Source organism: Mesorhizobium sp. CNPSo 4661, from assembly GCF_057784215.1.
Map to the genome: position 1 here is coordinate 249,089 of NZ_JBWGIO010000003.1, position 17,279 is coordinate 266,367.

15 protein-coding genes are annotated in these 17,279 nt (G+C 62.7%); 8 read left to right on the plus strand and 7 right to left on the minus strand.

Annotated elements, in window-relative coordinates; genetic code table 11:
* Positions 1-300: 300 nt before the first annotated feature.
* Both AC0YKC_RS05940 and AC0YKC_RS05945 read right to left on the minus strand, forming a co-directional pair.
* Positions 301-1,098 (minus strand): MipA/OmpV family protein, encoded by a 798-nt coding sequence (locus AC0YKC_RS05940; protein ID WP_320298265.1) that lies wholly within the window; start codon positions 1,096-1,098, stop codon positions 301-303.
* Positions 1,099-1,213: 115 nt separating this feature from the next.
* Positions 1,214-2,329 carry a glycosyltransferase family 4 protein gene (locus AC0YKC_RS05945; RefSeq protein ID WP_488510475.1) on the minus strand — a complete coding sequence of 372 codons (1,116 nt, stop codon included), beginning with the start codon at positions 2,327-2,329 and terminating at the stop codon, positions 1,214-1,216.
* Between the two features lie 156 nt (positions 2,330-2,485).
* Here AC0YKC_RS05945 and AC0YKC_RS05950 point away from each other — a divergent pair, with 156 nt between their 5' ends.
* The 4 genes from AC0YKC_RS05950 (at position 2,486) to AC0YKC_RS05965 (ending at position 6,691) form a co-directional block, all read left to right on the plus strand.
* Positions 2,486-3,493 carry a hypothetical protein gene (locus AC0YKC_RS05950; protein WP_488510476.1) on the plus strand — a complete coding sequence of 336 codons (1,008 nt, stop codon included), beginning with the start codon at positions 2,486-2,488 and terminating at the stop codon, positions 3,491-3,493.
* A gap of 36 nt (positions 3,494-3,529) precedes the next feature.
* Entirely contained in the window at positions 3,530-4,570 is a 1,041-nt protein-coding gene (locus AC0YKC_RS05955) for a glycosyltransferase (protein ID WP_488510477.1), read from the plus strand.
* A gap of 10 nt (positions 4,571-4,580) precedes the next feature.
* On the plus strand, positions 4,581-6,011 hold the full coding sequence (locus tag AC0YKC_RS05960; protein ID WP_488510478.1) for a glycosyltransferase family 4 protein: 1,431 nt from the start codon (positions 4,581-4,583) through the stop codon (positions 6,009-6,011).
* A 125-nt stretch (positions 6,012-6,136) separates the two neighbouring features.
* Positions 6,137-6,691, plus strand: a complete 555-nt coding sequence (locus tag AC0YKC_RS05965; protein ID WP_488510479.1) for an HdeD family acid-resistance protein — start codon at positions 6,137-6,139, stop codon at positions 6,689-6,691.
* A 217-nt stretch (positions 6,692-6,908) separates the two neighbouring features.
* Here the strand turns inward: AC0YKC_RS05965 and AC0YKC_RS05970 are convergent, their stop codons facing one another.
* Together AC0YKC_RS05970 and AC0YKC_RS05975 are read right to left on the minus strand one after the other, a co-directional pair.
* On the minus strand, positions 6,909-7,889 hold the full coding sequence (locus AC0YKC_RS05970) for a bifunctional riboflavin kinase/FAD synthetase (protein WP_320298445.1): 981 nt from the start codon (positions 7,887-7,889) through the stop codon (positions 6,909-6,911).
* Between the two features lie 35 nt (positions 7,890-7,924).
* Complete coding sequence (locus tag AC0YKC_RS05975) at positions 7,925-8,785, minus strand: TIGR01459 family HAD-type hydrolase (protein WP_488510480.1); 861 nt, start codon at positions 8,783-8,785, stop codon at positions 7,925-7,927.
* Between the two features lie 284 nt (positions 8,786-9,069).
* Here AC0YKC_RS05975 and AC0YKC_RS05980 point away from each other — a divergent pair, with 284 nt between their 5' ends.
* The 3 genes from AC0YKC_RS05980 (at position 9,070) to AC0YKC_RS05990 (ending at position 13,880) form a co-directional block, all read left to right on the plus strand.
* Positions 9,070-10,938 carry a pilus assembly protein TadG-related protein gene (locus tag AC0YKC_RS05980; protein WP_488510481.1) on the plus strand — a complete coding sequence of 623 codons (1,869 nt, stop codon included), beginning with the start codon at positions 9,070-9,072 and terminating at the stop codon, positions 10,936-10,938.
* A 198-nt stretch (positions 10,939-11,136) separates the two neighbouring features.
* Entirely contained in the window at positions 11,137-13,110 is a 1,974-nt protein-coding gene (locus AC0YKC_RS05985) for a TadE/TadG family type IV pilus assembly protein (protein WP_488510482.1), read from the plus strand.
* Between the two features lie 137 nt (positions 13,111-13,247).
* Complete coding sequence (locus tag AC0YKC_RS05990) at positions 13,248-13,880, plus strand: LysE family translocator (RefSeq protein WP_488510483.1); 633 nt, start codon at positions 13,248-13,250, stop codon at positions 13,878-13,880.
* 25 nt (positions 13,881-13,905) lie between these two features.
* Here the strand turns inward: AC0YKC_RS05990 and AC0YKC_RS05995 are convergent, their stop codons facing one another.
* Positions 13,906-14,730: a DUF2189 domain-containing protein gene (locus AC0YKC_RS05995; RefSeq protein WP_320298274.1), complete on the minus strand. Its 825-nt coding sequence runs from the start codon at positions 14,728-14,730 to the stop codon at positions 13,906-13,908.
* Between the two features lie 224 nt (positions 14,731-14,954).
* Here AC0YKC_RS05995 and AC0YKC_RS06000 point away from each other — a divergent pair, with 224 nt between their 5' ends.
* Entirely contained in the window at positions 14,955-15,461 is a 507-nt protein-coding gene (locus AC0YKC_RS06000; protein ID WP_320298275.1) for a CAP domain-containing protein, read from the plus strand.
* A gap of 36 nt (positions 15,462-15,497) precedes the next feature.
* Here the strand turns inward: AC0YKC_RS06000 and AC0YKC_RS06005 are convergent, their stop codons facing one another.
* Positions 15,498-16,223 carry a haloacid dehalogenase type II gene (locus tag AC0YKC_RS06005; protein ID WP_434722311.1) on the minus strand — a complete coding sequence of 242 codons (726 nt, stop codon included), beginning with the start codon at positions 16,221-16,223 and terminating at the stop codon, positions 15,498-15,500.
* Positions 16,220-17,140, minus strand: coding sequence for a DMT family transporter (locus AC0YKC_RS06010; RefSeq protein WP_488510484.1), 921 nt, complete (start codon positions 17,138-17,140; stop codon positions 16,220-16,222). The genes AC0YKC_RS06005 and AC0YKC_RS06010 overlap by 4 nt, the downstream gene beginning before the upstream one ends.
* Between the last annotated feature and the right edge of the window lie 139 nt (positions 17,141-17,279).

Sequence of the window (17,279 nt, forward strand, 5' to 3'; positions counted from 1 at the left end):
TGCCATCTGCGTTGCCCGGCGGCGGAAAGCCCGGGCGTTGAGTCTTAGCTGACGCATATCGCTTTCCCAAAACCGGAGCCCACTTTTGGGCGATATGCGTTGATTTTCTTGAAAAAGCGCGAGGGGCGCGCGCGAAAACTCCCGGCGGCTCCAGCGGCGCTCAGGCCGCCCGGAACACCGGGCCCGTAATTCGTATCGCGATCGCGAAAAGGCGCGAAAAGCTCGTCATGGCGTGGCTTTTAGCGGATGGCGCGGCAGGAATAAAGCGCGGATTTCAAGGCATGAAGCCGCTTTCACGGCCTACATGGTGAAATTGAAGCGGTAAGTGGTCGAGACACCGAAGGTCCACTGGTTGCGATCGCCGCGTTCCTTGACCAGGCTGGAATCGGCGGCCGGCCCCATCAGGCGCGAATATTCGGTAAAGACGCTCGCCGTCATCGGCTCGGTCACTTTCCAGGTGATCGCGCCGCCGAGGCCCGTCGACTTCAGCCCGCCGCCCGGATGGTATTCGCTCAAGCCCGAGGCAGCCGCTTCCTTGGCGTTGACGCCGTAATAGGCGTCGAAATAGTCGGACGATGCGAAGGAAACGCGCGGACCACCGGAAATGCGCACGGTCGGCGTGATGTCGTAGAAGGCGTCCGCGGCGATGTCCGCGACGAAGCCGTTATGGGCACGAATGCCGTGCCTGAGTTCCGCCCGCGCCCTCAGCCAGTCCAGCGGATAGAATTCGAAGAAGCCGCCCGCCTCACCGCCCCAGCGCACGGGATCGAGGCCCTTGAGCTCGTCCTTGCTCTCGCGCGAGAAGATGAACTTGCCGGTCAAGCCGGCGCGAACGGAACCGTCATCGATCAGCGCCAGCGAGATGTTGTCGTTGCGCGAGGTGAAGCGCGCCTCCGGACCGACCTTGCCGAGCGAGATGATCGGCTGGGCGCTCAGCATGTATTTCTTGCCGCCCTCGAAATTCGGCGCGACAAGCGCCGTGGCGCCGAGCGTCAGGTACCAGTCGCCGGATATCCAGCTGCCTTCGCCCGCCTGGGCGACAGGTGCACTGAGCAGGCCCATGGCGACGGCCAGCGGAATCGTCCCGACAATACGCATCGTCACCCCTTACGCGAAACGCGCCGGCAGCACCACCTGCCAGCGCTCAAGCCATGCCGTGCGTCCGGTAAAATTTGACTTAAAATCGTAACATCGAAACCGACCGGCAGGCCAACTAGCCCACACGCCGGTTGCGGCGGAACGTCTCTATCAGATCGCAAGCCGCTTCCAGCCCGCCGGTAAGCTGGTTCGATGCGCCGTAGGCAAGAGCCGCCTCGCGCCATCGGCCCCGAATCGCCGGATCGCCGGCCTTCAGGATTGCCTGCCGCCAAATTTCGGGATCGTCGCGACTGGCTACGACCAGTCCCGCCCCGCTGGCTTCGACATATTTTGCATATCCGCAGGCGGCCGATGCGATGACCGGCAGGCCATTTGCGAGTGCCTCGAGGATCACCGTGCCGGTATTTTCCAGGCGAGCCGGATGCAGCATGAAATCGCTCGCAACCACAATCGCCGGGATGTCTTCCTGGATGCCCAGCAGGGTAACCCGTTCCGATATGCCGGATTTGGCAATCAGGGCGCGAAGCCGCGTTTCTTCTTCGCCGTTCTTGCGAAAACCGGCGACCAGCCAATGGATGTTCGAGACCGATTGAAGAGCCTTTGCCGCCCGGTCAAGACCCTTCACCTTCAATTTGTTGGCGATGGTCAAGGCTATGGTGGCCTCACGAGGAAGCCCGAAACGATCGCGGATTTCATTACGGTCGCCGGTCAACAGCTCCGGTCGGCGCCGTTTCGGGTCGAGCGTCGGCCCGACCACGTGAATGCGGGATTCCTCGGTTCGCCAGAAGCCGCGGTAAAGCGCTGCCTGCTGTTCGCTGAGCGCAATGATCTGCGCGGCGTTACCGGGGGCAAAGATCATCGATTCGAGGTTCTGCTGGCGCATGAAGCGCGGAGAGAACGGCCGCCACCACCCGAGCTTCGACACAAAATAGGGCGGGTCGCCGGCATAGTAGATGTCGAGGCCGGCCATCTTGTTGAAACCGACCACGCAGTCGAAGTCGCGCCTGGCCGCCAGCAAGGTCCTTCCCAGCGCATATTCGGTGCCCGGGTTCGAGAGAACCCGTGCCGGATGGACTTTTATCGTGGCCGAACTCTCGACGTGACCGACCTGACGGGTCGTCAGGATCGTCACGTTATGGCCACGTTCGACCAGTCGGTCGCTGATGTTGAGACAATCCCTTTGCAGCCCCCCGTTCATGAAGAGGGCAGAGATTGCGCAGCAGATTCTCATTTCATTTTCCGGAGCGCCGCCTTACCCCCCAAGATCGACGGAGAGAGGCTCCGGGTGCGCCCCAGACTTCCCCACTCAAACAAACACAGCCGGGCGCTCAAATGTTGGTCGTGTTGAAACCACGAATATGCTGTATATAGCCGGTTATCAAGAGACTTGGATGCTTTCGCGTTCGAGCTTCCTAAAAGAACCCAACCGGAGCGCGCTCATGAAAATTCCACGGGGCGATCGCAGCTGCCAAGCCGGGTTCGCCTGAAAGCCGCCGCAGCCGTGCCAAAGACCCTGCGCGAATATGACTGGCGGCAATGGCTGAGGCTGCAGCCGATGCTGCATGCCATCAAGACCGCCCGTTACCGGAGAATCGACCGAAGGTTTCTGCGTCACCCGGCCAAGGATGGCGACATCCCGGGTATCCGTGCCGCCGCCCGGGGTCGCGATGTCCTGCTGACCGTTGCCTTCGGCGATGCCCAATGCCTGGATCTGCAGTTGCGGCTGACGAAGGGACTGGTTCGCCACGATCTCCACATCGTGGCCGACAACAGCGTCGGCGAAGCCTCCGCAGGCAAGAACAGGCAGGTATGCGCGGCTCACGGCGCCGCTTATGTCAGGCTGCCCGCCAATCCGTGGACCGTAAGGAACCCGAGCCGGTCCCATGGCGCGGCGCTCAATTGGATGTGGCACAACATTCTGAAGCCCGCCGCACCGGCCGCGTTCGGATTCCTCGACCAGGACCTTTTCCCGACGCAGCCATGCGACCCCTTCGAACCTCTTGAAGGCGCGGCGTTTTACGGCGATCTGCGCTGGGCAGGCGCGCGATGGTATTTGTGGGCCGGCTATTGCTTCTTTCGGTTCGACGCCGTCGGCCGCGAGCCGCTCGATTTCGGGCTCGACTGGTTCGCCGGCCTTGACACCGGCGGAGCCAATTGGGAGGTGCTCTATCGGGATGCGGATCCCAATGCGGTGCCGCAACGGCCGATAACCGCATTCGCCGCCTTGCCGGGAATTGAGCTCAGACAAGCCTATTGCGAATGGCGCGGAAGCTGGCTTCATGAAGTCGGCCTCGACGGCGACTTGTCGTTGAAGGCGAAAAAGCGCGAGACGGTCCTGCGACTGCTCGCCCCCGCACTCGAGATCGCGCTCGGACCGGCCCGACAATCAGATTGACAGTCGACAGACCGACGAAACTTTGGAATTGGAATTTTGAAACCAGGCCTGCCGACATTCGACAATTCAACGGCCATTCGGTCACGGCCGATTATCGCAGGGAAAGTTCCATTGCCGACAGTGAGCGTGATCATTCCGGTGCGAGACGGCGCGCCATATGTCGGCGAGGCCCTGCAAAGCATCCTGGACCAGGATCTGGCGGATATTGAAGTCATCGTCGTCGATGATGGATCTCGCGACGACAGCGCCGCGATCGCGACGTCGATCAGCGACCGTGACAGCCGCGTCAAGCTTGTCGCCAACTGCGGCAAGGGGATCGTCGATGCGCTCAACATGGGGCTTTCGCTCGCGCGGGCCCCTCTTGTGGCGCGCATGGATTGTGACGATGTCTCGCTGCCCGAGAGGTTGCGCCTGCAGGTGGCGTGTTTCGAGGCGAATGCCGATCTGCAGTTGCTCGGTACGGCGGGATTGCAGATCGACCGGGACGGAAACCCGTTGAGGCCGCTTGACGTCCCCAGCCGCAACGACCAATTGCGGGACGCGCTGGCCAGGTACAATCCCATGCTTCATCCGACAGTGATGTTCCGGGCCGAGGCCGTCCGGCGCGCCGGAGGCTACCGCCGCGCGTTCACCTATGCGGAAGACTACGATCTATGGCTGCGGCTTTCCGAAACGGGAAAACTGGCCAACATGGATGCGCGGCTCGTGAAGCTGAGATCGCATCCGGGACAGGTATCGCGCATGAAGGAAGATCAGCAAAAGGCGGTCGCGGCGTTGGCCAGGCAGTCGGCGCTGCTGCGTCGCCATCGCGCCGAGCCGTTCGACGCGAACGGCCAACCCGCGCAGGCGATCGCGAGCTTTCTGGCATCGCGCGCGGCTATGGGGGGCGGCATCTCCAGCCTGGAAAGACGCGACATCGAGTTGCTGTTGCGAACCGCGGACATACCCCTTGCCCTCACTCTAAAGCTGCTGTTCCTCGCGGCTGTGGGCGCGCCCTCCTTCAGGACGCTCGCGCTGGGACCCCGGCTGGCCTGGCGCAGGACGATCGCGCGTCCCGCGAAAATGCGGCTCAACTGATGCGCCCTCAATGATGCGTCTCGTCGTCGATCTCACGAGCATGGTGCGCTGGCTCGGCCCTCCGGTCGGCCTGGTCCGCGTGCAACGCCACTACGCGGCCGCGGCGGCCGCATTCAAGGCCTCCGAGATGGCATTCACGGTGTTCGACCCGATCGAGCGGGTGCTTAGACAGGTTTCGCCTGGTATGGCGGCGGAAATCATCGCCGGCGACATTTCGTGCGATATGAGCTTCTACCCGGATCCGGCCCGCATCAAGATGCGGTTTTACGATCGCTGGCCGAACTGGGCGAGGCGGTTGGCGGTGGCGATGATAAAACCGCGCCGGGTCCTGATAACCGAAATCGGCGCGTTCGGCCGGCGCCACCCCGACAGTCCTTTTCTTCGCTTCCTCGAACGGGTGGAAAACCAGCTGATGAAGGAGAACGAGCGGCGGCAGGTCGCCCGCGAGGACGGCTCCCGCGCCCGGATCGTCCCGCTCAGGACCGTGGCCGGCGACAAATACAATCTTTCGCCCGGCGACCATCTGCTTTTGATGAACAACGACTGGGCGCATACCGATATCGAGGTCATTTCGCGCGAGGCGCGCCCGGCCGGCGCAAAGCTGATCGTGCTCTTGAACGACATCATTCCGATCCAGTTTCCCGAATGGTACAGGCCGCACGACGTCAAGAGATTCACGGACTATGTGAATCTGGCGGTCGGGCTGGCAGACCGCTTCATCCTGACGTCGAGGCGCGTCACTTCCGATGTCGAGGACTATGCCGCCAAGCTCGGCGTCCATCTGCCGGAGCTGAGACACGTTCCTCTCGGCTGCGACAGCGCCCGCAAATCGAAGGCGGACGGCGGCCTGCCGGACGGGATCGAGACGGATCGCTATATCCTGTTCGTTTCCACCATCGAACCACGCAAGAACCATTCCCTCCTCATGGATGTCTGGCGGCGCCTCGTCCTGGACGGAACGGTCGCGCGCAGCGGCATGAAGCTGGTTTTCGTCGGCCGCAGCGGCTGGATGGTCGACGGGGTCCTGGCGAAGCTTCACAGCCATCCCGACTACGGCAAGAGCCTTGTCCATCTCGACAATGTCGATGACGCAACATTGTCCCGCCTTTACCGCAACAGTGCGTTCTGCGTGTACCCGTCGCTCTATGAAGGATATGGGTTGCCGCCCGTCGAGGCGCTGGCCTACGAAAAGGCGCTGATCGCCTCGACGGGCGGAGCCATCGCCGAAGTCGTCGGCTCTTCGGGCCTCTGCCTTGATCCGCTCGACATCGAAGGATGGGAAAACGCCATGCGGGAGTGGATCATCTCGCCCGCGGCCCGTGCTCCATACGAAGCGAAGGCCAGAGAATTCGTGGCGCGAAGCTGGGAGCAGGCCGGCCGGGAGACACTGGAGGCGACGCTTGCACCGTTCCCGGACGAAGTCCGGCCATCGCGACAGTGACCGCCTCACGGTCATGGAGAGCCGGCCACCCGCGGGTTCGGCCCGCGTTGCTGGACGGACAATGCCATTGGGTTTAGCTTCCTGTCGCCGCATGACCGGTGGTGAATTTCGAGGGAGATGAAACCATGACCTTGCCAAGCGACGCTCTCAAGGATGCGATCGGCCAGACGCGGGACAAATGGGGATGGTTCGTGGCGCTCGGCGTGTTGCTGCTGATCTTCGGCGGCATCGCCTTCGGCAATCTGTTCATCGCCACCGTCGCCTCGGTCTATGTCGTCGGCTGGCTGATGCTGATGGCAGGTGTCATCGAGATCATCCACGCCTTCGGGGTCAAGACCTGGGGACGTTTCTTCTATTGGCTGCTGAGCGGCCTGCTCTACGCCGTCGCCGGCTTCTTTGCCTTCGACAACCCGTTGCTCGCCTCGGCGGTGCTGACGCTGCTGTTGGCCATCGCGCTTGTCGCCTCGGGGCTTTTGCGGTCCTGGGTGGCCTTCAATCATCGGCCACAGCAAGGCTGGGGATGGCTGCTCGCGGCCGGCATCATCACCATTCTGCTCGGCCTGATGATCGCCATGGGCTGGCCGGTGAACAGCCTTTGGGTGCTGGGCATGTTCCTGGCGATCGACCTGATCTTCCAGGGCTGGAGTTTCATCGCCATCGGGCTGGCGCTGAAGCGATAGAAGCACGCACTAAAGCGCGTCGCGCTGAAACGGATTCAGTTGACGCGCTTTAGGTCCTTTGTTTGATGCATGTCGTTGCCGCAAAACCGAGGTCACTTTTGCGCGACATGCATTAGTGCGTTTCACCGTTTCACGGAAACGGCGAACCGCGCTATCTCCTTGTTTTGACGCAATTTCGGACGGAAAACCGCTCACACTTTTCCTGAAATTGCTCTTGCTAGAACGCGATCTCGGCGTCCAGTTGCGAGAGCGGGCGCACGCCCGCCAGCAGCGCCCTCGCCTCGGCCTCGTCCTTCTTCATCTGCGCCACCAGCGAATCGAGGCCGTCGAATTTGAGCTCCGGGCGCAGGAAGCCGAAGAACGACACCTGGCAGGTCTGGCCATAGAGATCGCCGGAAAAATCGAAGACATAAGTTTCGAGCAGCGGCGCGCCATTGTCGTCGACGGTGGGACGCCGGCCGAAGCTGGCGACGCCATCATGGAGCGTGCCGTCGGCGCAGCGGAAGCGGACGGCATAAATCCCTTCCCTCAAGGCCGCCTCCGGCGAAAGCCGCATGTTGGCGGTCGGGAAGCCCAGGGTGCGGCCAAGCTGCTGGCCGCCGATCACCTCGGCCTCGACGGTGAAACGGTAGCCGAGCAGGCCGGCGGCCTCCTCCACCTTGCCCTCGGTGAGCAGTCCCCGGATGCGGCTCGACGAAACCACCTCCGCGCCTTCATCGCGGAAGGCGTCGACCAGCGTCACGCCGAAGCCGTGCCGCTCTCCGGCCGCCATCAGAAAGGCCGGGCCGCCCTGGCGGTCCTTGCCGAAATGAAAGTCGAAACCGGTGACGGCGTGGCGGATGCCGAGGTTCTTCTCCAGCACATCGGTCACGAAAGCCTCGGGCGAGAGCGAGGCAAAATCGCGCGTGAACGGCTGCTCGGCCAAAGCGGCAAAGCCAAGCCCGGCGAGCAGTCGCGCCTTCATCGGCGGCGGCGTCAGCACGAAGAGCGGCACCTGTGGCCGGAACACCTTGCGCGGATGCGGCTCGAAAGTAAGCACCAAAGCTGGCACGCCATTGCGCCGGGCCTCGGTCAGCGCGCGCTCCAGGACGGACTGGTGGCCACGATGGACACCGTCGAAATTGCCGATCGCCACGACGCCGCCGCGCAGATGCGCGGGCAGCGGCGCGACCGCCGGAAGACGTTGGAAGGCTTGCATCATGTCGAGGCGCCCGTCATGGCCAGACCACCAACCTATTGCAGACGCGGAATGACGGCGACCGGCCGGTAGCCGTGCTTTTCAAGGAAGCCGGCCAGCCTTTCTGGATCGGGGCGGAGCGGATCGCCATAGTCACGGGCGTGGATGCCGCCCGAGACATAGAGCACGTCGAAGCCGTTGTCGGCCGCGCCCTTGACGTCCGTCATCATGCCGTCGCCGATGGCGAGAACCTCGCTGCGCCCGACGGATCGGCCAAGAAGGCCGGCGACCTCCTTCATGGCAACATCGTAGATCGGCGCGAAGGGCTTGCCGGCAATCAGCGTGCGGCCGCCCAGTTGTGCGTAATCCCGCGCAAGCGCGCCGGCGCACCAGATGGTGCGCTCGCCGCGCTCCACCAGGATGTCCGGATTGGCGCAAATGAACGGCAGATTGCGGGCACGCAGCCGCAGCAGCAGCTCGGCATAATCGGCGGGTTTCTCGACCTCGTCGTCATAAAGGCCGGTGCAGACGATGCCAGAGGCCTCGAATTCCTCGACGAGATCGACATCGAGCCCGTCATAGAGCGTGAAATCGCGCTCGGGACCGATGTGGAAGATCTTCCTCGGTCCCTCGGCGATCAGGTCGCGGGTCACATCGCCCGACGTGACGACCCGGTCGCAGGCATCGGCAGGGACGCCGATAACCTTCATCTGGGCGACGACGTCGGCGCTGCGACGCGGCGAATTGGTGATCAGCACGACAGGCACCTTGGCCGCGCGCGCCCTTGCAAGTGCGGCGGCAGCGGCCGGAAAATGCCATTCGCCATTGTGCACGACGCCCCATACGTCGCACAGGATTGCGGCGTAGCGCCCCGCCAGATCGTCGAGCGAAGCGATGATGTCAGGCGAATCCGCCATGCTGTGTCCCTGATTTTGATCCCTGGCAAGGCCGCGACGGCCGGGTCCACCGCGGCTGGTCCCGCATAACGGAAGCGCTTCATCCTGTCACGAGCTTTCCCCGTCGCCTCCTGTCGAGTCGATATCGCAAGCCCCGCAAGCACAGGGTTAACGCGCCGTCAAAAAGGCGGCGCGTGGTTGATTGTTTCGCGCAAGCTGAAATTTAACGATTTACGACCATGGTGGCAGACTGGATACGACTATCGTCGCATCTCGACATGGGTCCTTGGCGGGGGAAAAGCGCAATGATCGTCGATTTTTTTCGCGATAGGCGGGGTAACTACGCCTTAATGACGGTCATCACGATGATACCGCTGATGGGCGGCGTGGCATTGGCTGTGGACTATACCGAGCTGGTGCGGGAGCGGCAGGAGACACTCAACGCACTGGACGCCGCCGGCATCGCGACGGCACAGCAGATCGTCGCCGGCGCCACGGACGCCGAAGCCAAGGCCTATGCCAAGACATTCTTCGAGGCCAATCTCAGGCATGTCCTTCCAGCGAACACGACGCTGACGGTGACCCTGCCGAACAACAATGCTGGCGGCGGCACGCTGGTTCTCGAAGCAGCGATGACCTACAAGCCGTATTTCCTGCCGGCCGCGGTCGCGCTGCTCGGCGGAACAGCCGGCCAGACGAACCTCACCTTCTCGGCCAGGTCCGAGATCCGCCTCAAGAACACGCTGGAAGTTTCGCTGGTGCTCGATAATTCGGGCTCGATGACCGATATCAGCGTCTCGAACAAGGTGCGGTTCGACCTGTTGAAGAGCGCAGCCAAGCAGCTTGTCGACCAACTGTCTGGGCAAGCGCAGTTGATGAAGCAGGTTTCCAAGTCAGTCCAGTTCAGCCTGGTGCCCTTCGCCGCCTCGGTCAATGTCGGCTCTGCAAACGCCGACGCTGCCTGGATGGACACCACAGGCCTCTCGCCGCTCGACCAGGAGAACCTCGATTGGTCGACGCTCACCTCGGCCAACTCTCCCAACCAATATGCGGTGAAATCCGGCAGCAACTACTACGCGAAAGGTTCGGCGTGGGATCCAGTTCAGTTGAACAATGTGCTGACGCGCTTCTCGATCTACAAGTGGATGAAGCGCATATCGTCGTGCACCAAAGACAGGAATAACAACTGCACGTCCAACATTGTGTACGCGCCAATTGCGAGCTGGGGCGGCTGCGTCGAATCGCGCCCCTATCCCTACAACATTCAGGATACGGCCGCCTCGACCTCGACACCGGCGACTATGTTCGTGCCTATGTTCGCCCCTGACGAGACCGATAACACCGACGGCTTTTCGCGTTCCGCCTACAGCAATTGGCACTTGGATGCATCAAGCGGTACGGACGCGGCGCGGCAGCGCTACATGCCGAAATATTTCAATGCCGGCATCGGCACCAAAGTGACGCCCGCCTACGGCATGAACGAAGGCCCTAACACCAGTTGCAGCACAACCGCTATCACGCCGCTCACCGACGTATCGACCACGGCAGGCGCAACGTTCGTCAAGACGGCGATCGATGCCATGGCCGCCAGCGGCGCCACCAACGTACCGGAAGGCATGGCCTGGGGCTGGAGAACCCTCTCCAGCACAGCTCCGTTCACTGAGGGCCGCCCCGAGAATGAAAAAGGTAACGACAAGGTCTTGATCGTCCTGACGGACGGCGCAAATACGTATTACACACCAAACTCGCTCGGGGCCAATGACCTGGCGGGTGCCAAATCTACTTATTCGGCGCTTGGTTATGTGAATCCGTACAATACTACCTACAGCTATGGCCGCATTTTCCTCGGTACCAGCAGCAACGTCAGCAAGACCGACTATTCGAATGCCAACTACACCAAGGCCATGAACGAGCATTTCGCCACGCTGTGCGACAATGCCAAGGCCGCTAACATCATCGTCATGACCATCGCGCTTGACCTCAATTCCAGCAACACCGCCGAAGCGGCGCAGATGGCCGCGCTGAAGAGCTGCTCGTCGGATTCGCGTTTCCGCAAGGATCCAACCGACCCCAGCAAGCCCAAGAAGCTGTTCTGGAACTCGACCGGCGCGACGTTGTCGGACGACTTCAAGGAAATCGGTAACGAACTGTCGAACCTGCGCATCGTCAGTTGAGCGGCACGCCAAACCGTGGACGACGCCCGCCCGTAAGGCGGGCGTTTTTCATTCGTACGGGGTGCCGCGGCAATCGGCTTGGTTAGCGGTTGATGAAGCCGCCGTTAAGCAATCGACCGGTTTGCCAAACCGGTCCTTCAGCGTTTTGTGGAAGTGTGGCCCGGCGAAAATCCGTCGGCGGGGGGCCGCTCACCTGAAATGCGTGAATTCTGGCGTCAATTCTGCCGCGACCGGCGCGGCAACTATGCGCTCATGACTGCGATCGCCATGGTGCCGTTGATGGGGGCGGTGGCGATGGCGGTCGACTTCAGCGAGCTCAACCGCCAGAAGCAGATGGTGTTGAACGCGCTCGATGCCGCCAATTTCGCCGCGGCGCGGCGGCTTGCCGAAGGCGCCACTGACGATCAGATCAGAGCCTACGCGGTCGACTTCTTCAACGCCAATCTCAACAACATCGACCCCGCCAACATCTCGCTCGACATCACGCTCCCAACCAGCCAGGCCGGCGGCGGTCTGCTGACCATGAGCGCCACGCTGAACTACCACCCTTACTTCTATCCGTCCTCCTCGCTGCTCGTCGGCGCATCCACGGTCGATGCGAACAAGTCGATCAACCTCGACATGGACTCCCAGGTGCGGCTGAAGAACACGCTGGAAGTGGCGATGGTGCTCGACAATTCGGGCTCCATGACAACGCCCGGCACCGGCACGGGACAAAAGCGCATCGACCTGCTCAAGCAGGCCGCCAAGCAGCTTGTCGACACGCTGGCCCAGCAGGCGTCGCAAATCAAGCAGATCGACAAGCCGGTCCAGTTCAGCCTCGTGCCCTTCGCGGCCTCGGTCAATGTCGGGCCGGAAAACGACAACGCCTCCTGGATGGACGTCTATGGGCTGTCGCCGATCGCCAACGAGAATTTCGACTGGTCGACGCTGAATGCTCCCGACAAATACGCCCAGAAGGTCAACAGCATCTGGTACAAGAAGGGTACCGGTTGGGGTGGCGAAGAAGACCAGGTTCTGAGCCGCTTCGAGCTCTACCAAGACATGAAGGTGGTGACCAGTCACGAGCGCATCGTCGGCAGCGCGCGCACCGTCTGCGACACATATCGCTCGAACCACACCTGTTCGCACAGCCATACGGAATATGATTACAACGACACCTACGGGCCATTCGCCAGCTGGCAGGGTTGTGTCGAGGTCCGTCCCTATCCTTACAATGTCGACGACACGCCGGCCTCGGGCGGCCCGAACAACACCGGTATCGGCATCGGCGACCCCGCCACCATGTTCGTGCCGATGTTCGCGCCGGACGAGCCTGGTAATCATTGGAAGATCACCCAGAACCCGCTCGAGCCGAATCCGACGACCTATGGCGCGGCGAACAGTTGGTGGAACGACGATCCGTCGAGCACCACCGGCAAGACCAGGCAGTCGAACATGGCCAAATACTTTCAGCCGCGGCCGATCGATGCTCCGACCCTTGGTTCGGGCGCCGGCCCGAACTACAGCTGCACCACCACGCCGATCACGCCGCTCACCGACGTCACGCAGACGGATGGGCTTGCAGCCATCAAGGCGGCGATCGACCTGATGCAGCCCAACGGCAACACCAATGTGCCCGAAGGCATGGCCTGGGGCTGGCGCACCGTGTCGAGCGCGCCGCCCTTCACCGAGGGACGGCCGGAAACGGAGCGCGGCAACGACAAGGTCGTCATCGTGCTCACCGACGGCGAGAACACCTATTCGACGGTCAGTTCAGATCCGGCCGGCAACAAGTCGACCTATGCCGCCTATGGCTATACCGGCGTCGGCTACAACGGCACCTCGGTCACCCGCCTGTTCGGCGGCACGTCGAGCGCCATCGGCCAGTTCAACTATTCGTCGAGCAACTACACCGCGGCGATGAACGAGCAGATGGCGAAGCTGTGCGACAACGCCAAGGCGACCAACATCATGGTGATGACGGTCGCGCTCGACATGTCGTCGACCAGCTCGAGCGACCAGAAGGCGATGGCGGCGCTGAAGGCCTGCTCTTCCGATTCCCGCTTCCGCAAGGATCCGACCGACCCAAGCAAACCCGCCAAGCTGTTCTGGAACGCCACCGGAGCAACGCTCTCCGACAATTTCAAGGAGATCGCCAACGAGTTGTCGAACCTGCGCGTGGTCGGGTAGGCATGCCGATATTCGGGTGAGACCGGCCTCACCTGAATCTCACCACGCCTTGTGCTGGCGCAACGGCCCAGCGCCGCCAAGCCCTTGCGAGTTTTGGCGAAGCGGCGCACATCTCGGGCACTTTCGCAGAGACCCCGATGCCCGACGCCGCCAATCATCTGACCTTCGCGCTGATCTGCCTCGGCATGGTGCTCACGCCGGGGCCGAACATGATCTACCTGATCTCACGCTCGCTGTCGCAAGGGCCGAAAGCCGGGCTGATCTCGCTCGGCGGCGTGGCGCTGGGCTTCCTGTTCTACGTGGTGTCGGCGGCCTTCGGCATCACCGCGCTCATCTTCGCCGTGCCTTACGCCTACGACGCGCTCCGCTTCGCCGGCGCGCTGTATCTTCTATGGCTCGCCTGGCAGGCGCTGAAGCCCGGCGGGCGCTCGCCCTTCCAGGTCCGCCAGTTGCCGAGGGACAGGCCGCGCAGGCTTTTCGTCATGGGGCTGATGACCAACCTGCTCAATCCGAAGGTGGCCGTGCTCTACCTGTCGCTGCTGCCGCAGTTCATCAATCCGGCCAAGGGCCATGTTCTGTCGCAGCTTCTGGTGCTGGGCGTGACGCAGATCTCGATCAGCCTCACCGTCAACGCCATCATCGCCGTGACCGCCGGCTCGATCGCGACCTTCCTGGCCGGACGGCCGTTCTGGCTGGTCGTCCAGCGTTGGATGATGGGCACGGTGCTGACGGCGCTGGCCTTGAGGATGGCGACCGAGGCGCAAAGGTAGCCGTCACCCCAAGAACACTGCCATTCTACATCGGCCGGCGTTCAGGCCGGATTTGCTCCGGCTCGACGACCTTGCGGTAGAGATGCCAGGTCGCGTGGCCGAGGATCGGCATGACGACGGCGAGCCCGGCAAACAGCGGGATCGAGCCGATCACCAGCAACACGGCGACGGTGAGGCCCCAGAGCGCCATCGTCAGCGGGTTGGCCATCACCGCGCGGGCCGAGGTTTCGATCGCCGAGACGGCGCCGACGTCGCGGTCGAGCAGCAGCGGGAAGGCAATGACGGTGGTGGCCAGAACGACAACGGCGAAAACGAAGCCGACGGCGTTGCCGACGAGGATCAGCGTCCAGCCCTTGCCGGTCGTCAGCACGTCGCGCACAAAAGCGCCGACCGAGGCGGGCGGCTCGGCGCCGAACAGGCTGGTGTAAAGCGACTGCGCGGTGAACAGCCACAACAGGAACAGCGCGAAGAGCAGGATGCCGATGACCGCGATCGACGGCAGCGCCGGCGAATGGCGGACATCGAGCGCATGCCGCCAGTGAGTGTTCATGCCGAGTTCGCGCCGGCGGCTGATCTCATAAAGGCCGATGGCCGCGAACGGGCCGATCAGCGCGAAACCGGACATCAACGGATAGACGAGCTGGATGGCGTTCGAGCCCGAGGTCCACTGCGTCAGGATCAGGCCGACGATCGGGTAGACCAGGCAGAGGAACACATAATGCGAGGGCTTGGCCCAGAAGTCTTCGGCGCCGAGCTTCAGCGCGTCCCAAAGGTCCGAGGTGGAGATGCGGCGCACCGTGGGCTGCACATGCATCCCGTACGCGTCCGACATGACATGAAAACCGGCCATAACCGTCCTCCGTTTGTCAGTGCATGAGCCCGAAAACCAGGAGGTTCTCGCCAAGCAATCATGCGCCAGATCAACGCGGGTCGGTCACCGCCTGTGGGTGGCCGCCCGTGGCTGCCACTTCAAGAACGACCACATCATAATCGATCTTCCGGGAAAAGTCGCCGCATCACGCGATTTTCATCGCCTGCCCGGCAAAAGCCACGATCGCCGGTATCAGAGGCCGGATGAGCATCTCGATCACAGCCCTCCCCGATCTCAACCGCCGCATGCTGCTCAAGGCTGCCGGCCTTGCAGCGCTTGCCGGCATCGCCGCCTGCAGCACCGTCACGGTGCCGACCGGCGAAGGCGCCGGCGCCTCCTCCTCAGCCACCGCGACGCTAGCCAGCATCCGCAGCTCCGCTGGGATGCCGGCGCTGACGCCCGACGCGCAGCTCGAACAGGCAGCACTTCAGCAGGCCGGCTACATGGCCTCGCGTGAACGCATGAGCCACACCACCGGCTGGGGCAAGGATTTCGCCTCGCGCATGAAGGACAATGGCGTGCGGGGTGCCGCGGCGGAAAACATCGCCGAGGGCCGTTTCGACCAGCAAAAACTGTTCGACATCTGGATGCATTCGGCCGGCCACCGCCGCAACATGCTCGATCCGGACTTCAGCCGTTTCGGGCTGGCTTATGTGCGCGACGGCCGCGATCCCGCCTTGCGCTATTGGGCGCTCGTGCTCGGCAGGTAAGGCTGGAAGAGCCACCGCCTGCGGGCGGCTCGATGATCAGCCGCCGCGCAGCTCTTCAGCGTGCGCCTTGGCCAGCGCGGCCATGCTGTCGAAGCGAAAATCCACCTTCGGCACCTCGCCCGGATGCATCGTGGCGCCAAAGCCCTGATCGGCGTGCCTGCGATGGATCCAGCAGGAATTGAGACCTAGGCGGCTGGCGGGAACATGATCATGGAACAGGCTTTCGGCCGTGTGCAGGATCTGCCCCTTGGCGATGCCGATCGTGCCGAGCTTCTCGAGCATATAGTTGAAGTTGCGGTCGGAAGGCTTGTAGGAGCCGATATCCTCGGCCGTGTAGATCGCGTCGAAATCCACGCCGAGCTTTTTGTTGCTGAAAGAGAAGCTGGTGTTGTCGACGTTGGAGAGGATGACCAGCTTGTAGTGCTGCTTGAGATATCGCAGCGCTTGCGCGGTATCGGCAAAGGCCGGCCAGTCCTTCACGCTTTCGCCATAGGCCACGCATTCTTCGCGGGTGGCGACGACGCCCCATTCCTCCGCGAGCCGCTTGTAGACGACCGCCAGGAGGTCGCTGTAGCGCTTTGCAGGCGTCCATGTCTGCTGACTGGATTCATGGCGGGCATGCGCTTCCAGTATCTCGTTGCGGCTGACGCCGCGGCCGACCCGATCGGTCAGCGGCTTCAGGCCGTCGATCATGCCGGTTTCCCAGTCTATGAGGGTTCCGTAGCAGTCGAAGGTCAGCGCTTGGAAATCCGTCAGCTTCATGGGTTTACCTCCTTGATGTCCATGATTGGTTGAATTCGGCCGCGCGACGCGGTGAGCCAGACCCCGAACAGGGTCACGCCGAGGCCGAGGAACATCGCCGTCGACAGCGGCTCGCCGAACATCGCCCAGCCCCACAGCATCGTCACCGGCGGGCTGAGATAGATCACGCTGCCGACCTGGGCGACGCTGTAAAGGCGCAGGCTGGCGTAATAGATGCCGTAGCAGAAGAAGGTCGAAAACAGCACCAGCCAGGCGATGCCGAACGCGAAACGGCCGTCGAGAGGCGGCGCCAGCCCGCCATTCCATGCGGCGCAGACGGCAAAGAGCATCGCTGCCGTCAGGCATTGAATGCACAGGCTCTGGTGGATGGGCATATCGATCGTTCCCATCCGCTTCTGCACAACCGTCGCCAACGCCATGACCAGCATGGAGCCGACCGTCACCAGATAGGCCCAGAGCGGGGCCGTGCCGAGGGTCAGGCTGTCGAGCGAGACGATGAGCACGCCGGCCGCTCCGAGAGCCGTTCCGACCCATTGCCTGCCGCTGAGACGCTGACCCAGCACCGGTTGCGACAGGGCCGCGATGGCGAGAGGGACAAGATCGGAGATCAGCGCGACAAGGCCGGTCGGCACACGTTGGCCGATGGCCAGGGCGAACCCGCCCAGATAGAGAAACATCGTCGCCGCGCCGAACACCATCTGCTGACTCACCGCACGCGCGCCGATACGCGGCCCGATCAGGAGGGCGAATGGCAGAAGGATCAATCCGGACACCAAGGTCCGCCAGAACAGCACCAGCATGACATCGGCATTCTCGCTGGTGAAGCGGATGCCGACAAAGCCGGAGCTCCAGCTCAGGACCAGTGCGGCCGCCATGATCGGCCACAGCAATGGATAGGCCTTGTTTTGCGCCAGCATCGTCAAGCTTTCTGTCCCCGGCACCTCGATCCAAAAGCGGATCAAAGCCGTCCGTGCAGACTTATGGCGACGCAAACGCGCACTTGCACATGACAAATTTCGATAGGCTCATGAAATTGCCATGAGACCTGGCATACAT

Bases quoted from the DNA above. Each gene is read 5' to 3' on its own strand.
- AC0YKC_RS05940 (WP_320298265.1), bottom strand. From the start codon at position 1,098: ATGCGTATTGTCGGGACGATTCCGCTGGCCGTCGCCATGGGCCTGCTC.
- AC0YKC_RS05945 (WP_488510475.1), bottom strand. From the start codon at position 2,329: ATGAGAATCTGCTGCGCAATCTCTGCCCTCTTCATGAACGGGGGGCTG.
- AC0YKC_RS05960 (WP_488510478.1), top strand. From the start codon at position 4,581: ATGATGCGTCTCGTCGTCGATCTCACGAGCATGGTGCGCTGGCTCGGC.
- AC0YKC_RS05965 (WP_488510479.1), top strand. From the start codon at position 6,137: ATGACCTTGCCAAGCGACGCTCTCAAGGATGCGATCGGCCAGACGCGG.
- AC0YKC_RS05970 (WP_320298445.1), bottom strand. From the start codon at position 7,889: ATGCAAGCCTTCCAACGTCTTCCGGCGGTCGCGCCGCTGCCCGCGCAT.
- AC0YKC_RS05975 (WP_488510480.1), bottom strand. From the start codon at position 8,785: ATGGCGGATTCGCCTGACATCATCGCTTCGCTCGACGATCTGGCGGGG.
- AC0YKC_RS05980 (WP_488510481.1), top strand. From the start codon at position 9,070: ATGATCGTCGATTTTTTTCGCGATAGGCGGGGTAACTACGCCTTAATG.
- AC0YKC_RS05985 (WP_488510482.1), top strand. From the start codon at position 11,137: ATGCGTGAATTCTGGCGTCAATTCTGCCGCGACCGGCGCGGCAACTAT.
- AC0YKC_RS05990 (WP_488510483.1), top strand. From the start codon at position 13,248: ATGCCCGACGCCGCCAATCATCTGACCTTCGCGCTGATCTGCCTCGGC.
- AC0YKC_RS05995 (WP_320298274.1), bottom strand. From the start codon at position 14,730: ATGGCCGGTTTTCATGTCATGTCGGACGCGTACGGGATGCATGTGCAG.
- AC0YKC_RS06000 (WP_320298275.1), top strand. From the start codon at position 14,955: ATGAGCATCTCGATCACAGCCCTCCCCGATCTCAACCGCCGCATGCTG.
- AC0YKC_RS06005 (WP_434722311.1), bottom strand. From the start codon at position 16,223: ATGAAGCTGACGGATTTCCAAGCGCTGACCTTCGACTGCTACGGAACC.
- AC0YKC_RS06010 (WP_488510484.1), bottom strand. From the start codon at position 17,140: ATGCTGGCGCAAAACAAGGCCTATCCATTGCTGTGGCCGATCATGGCG.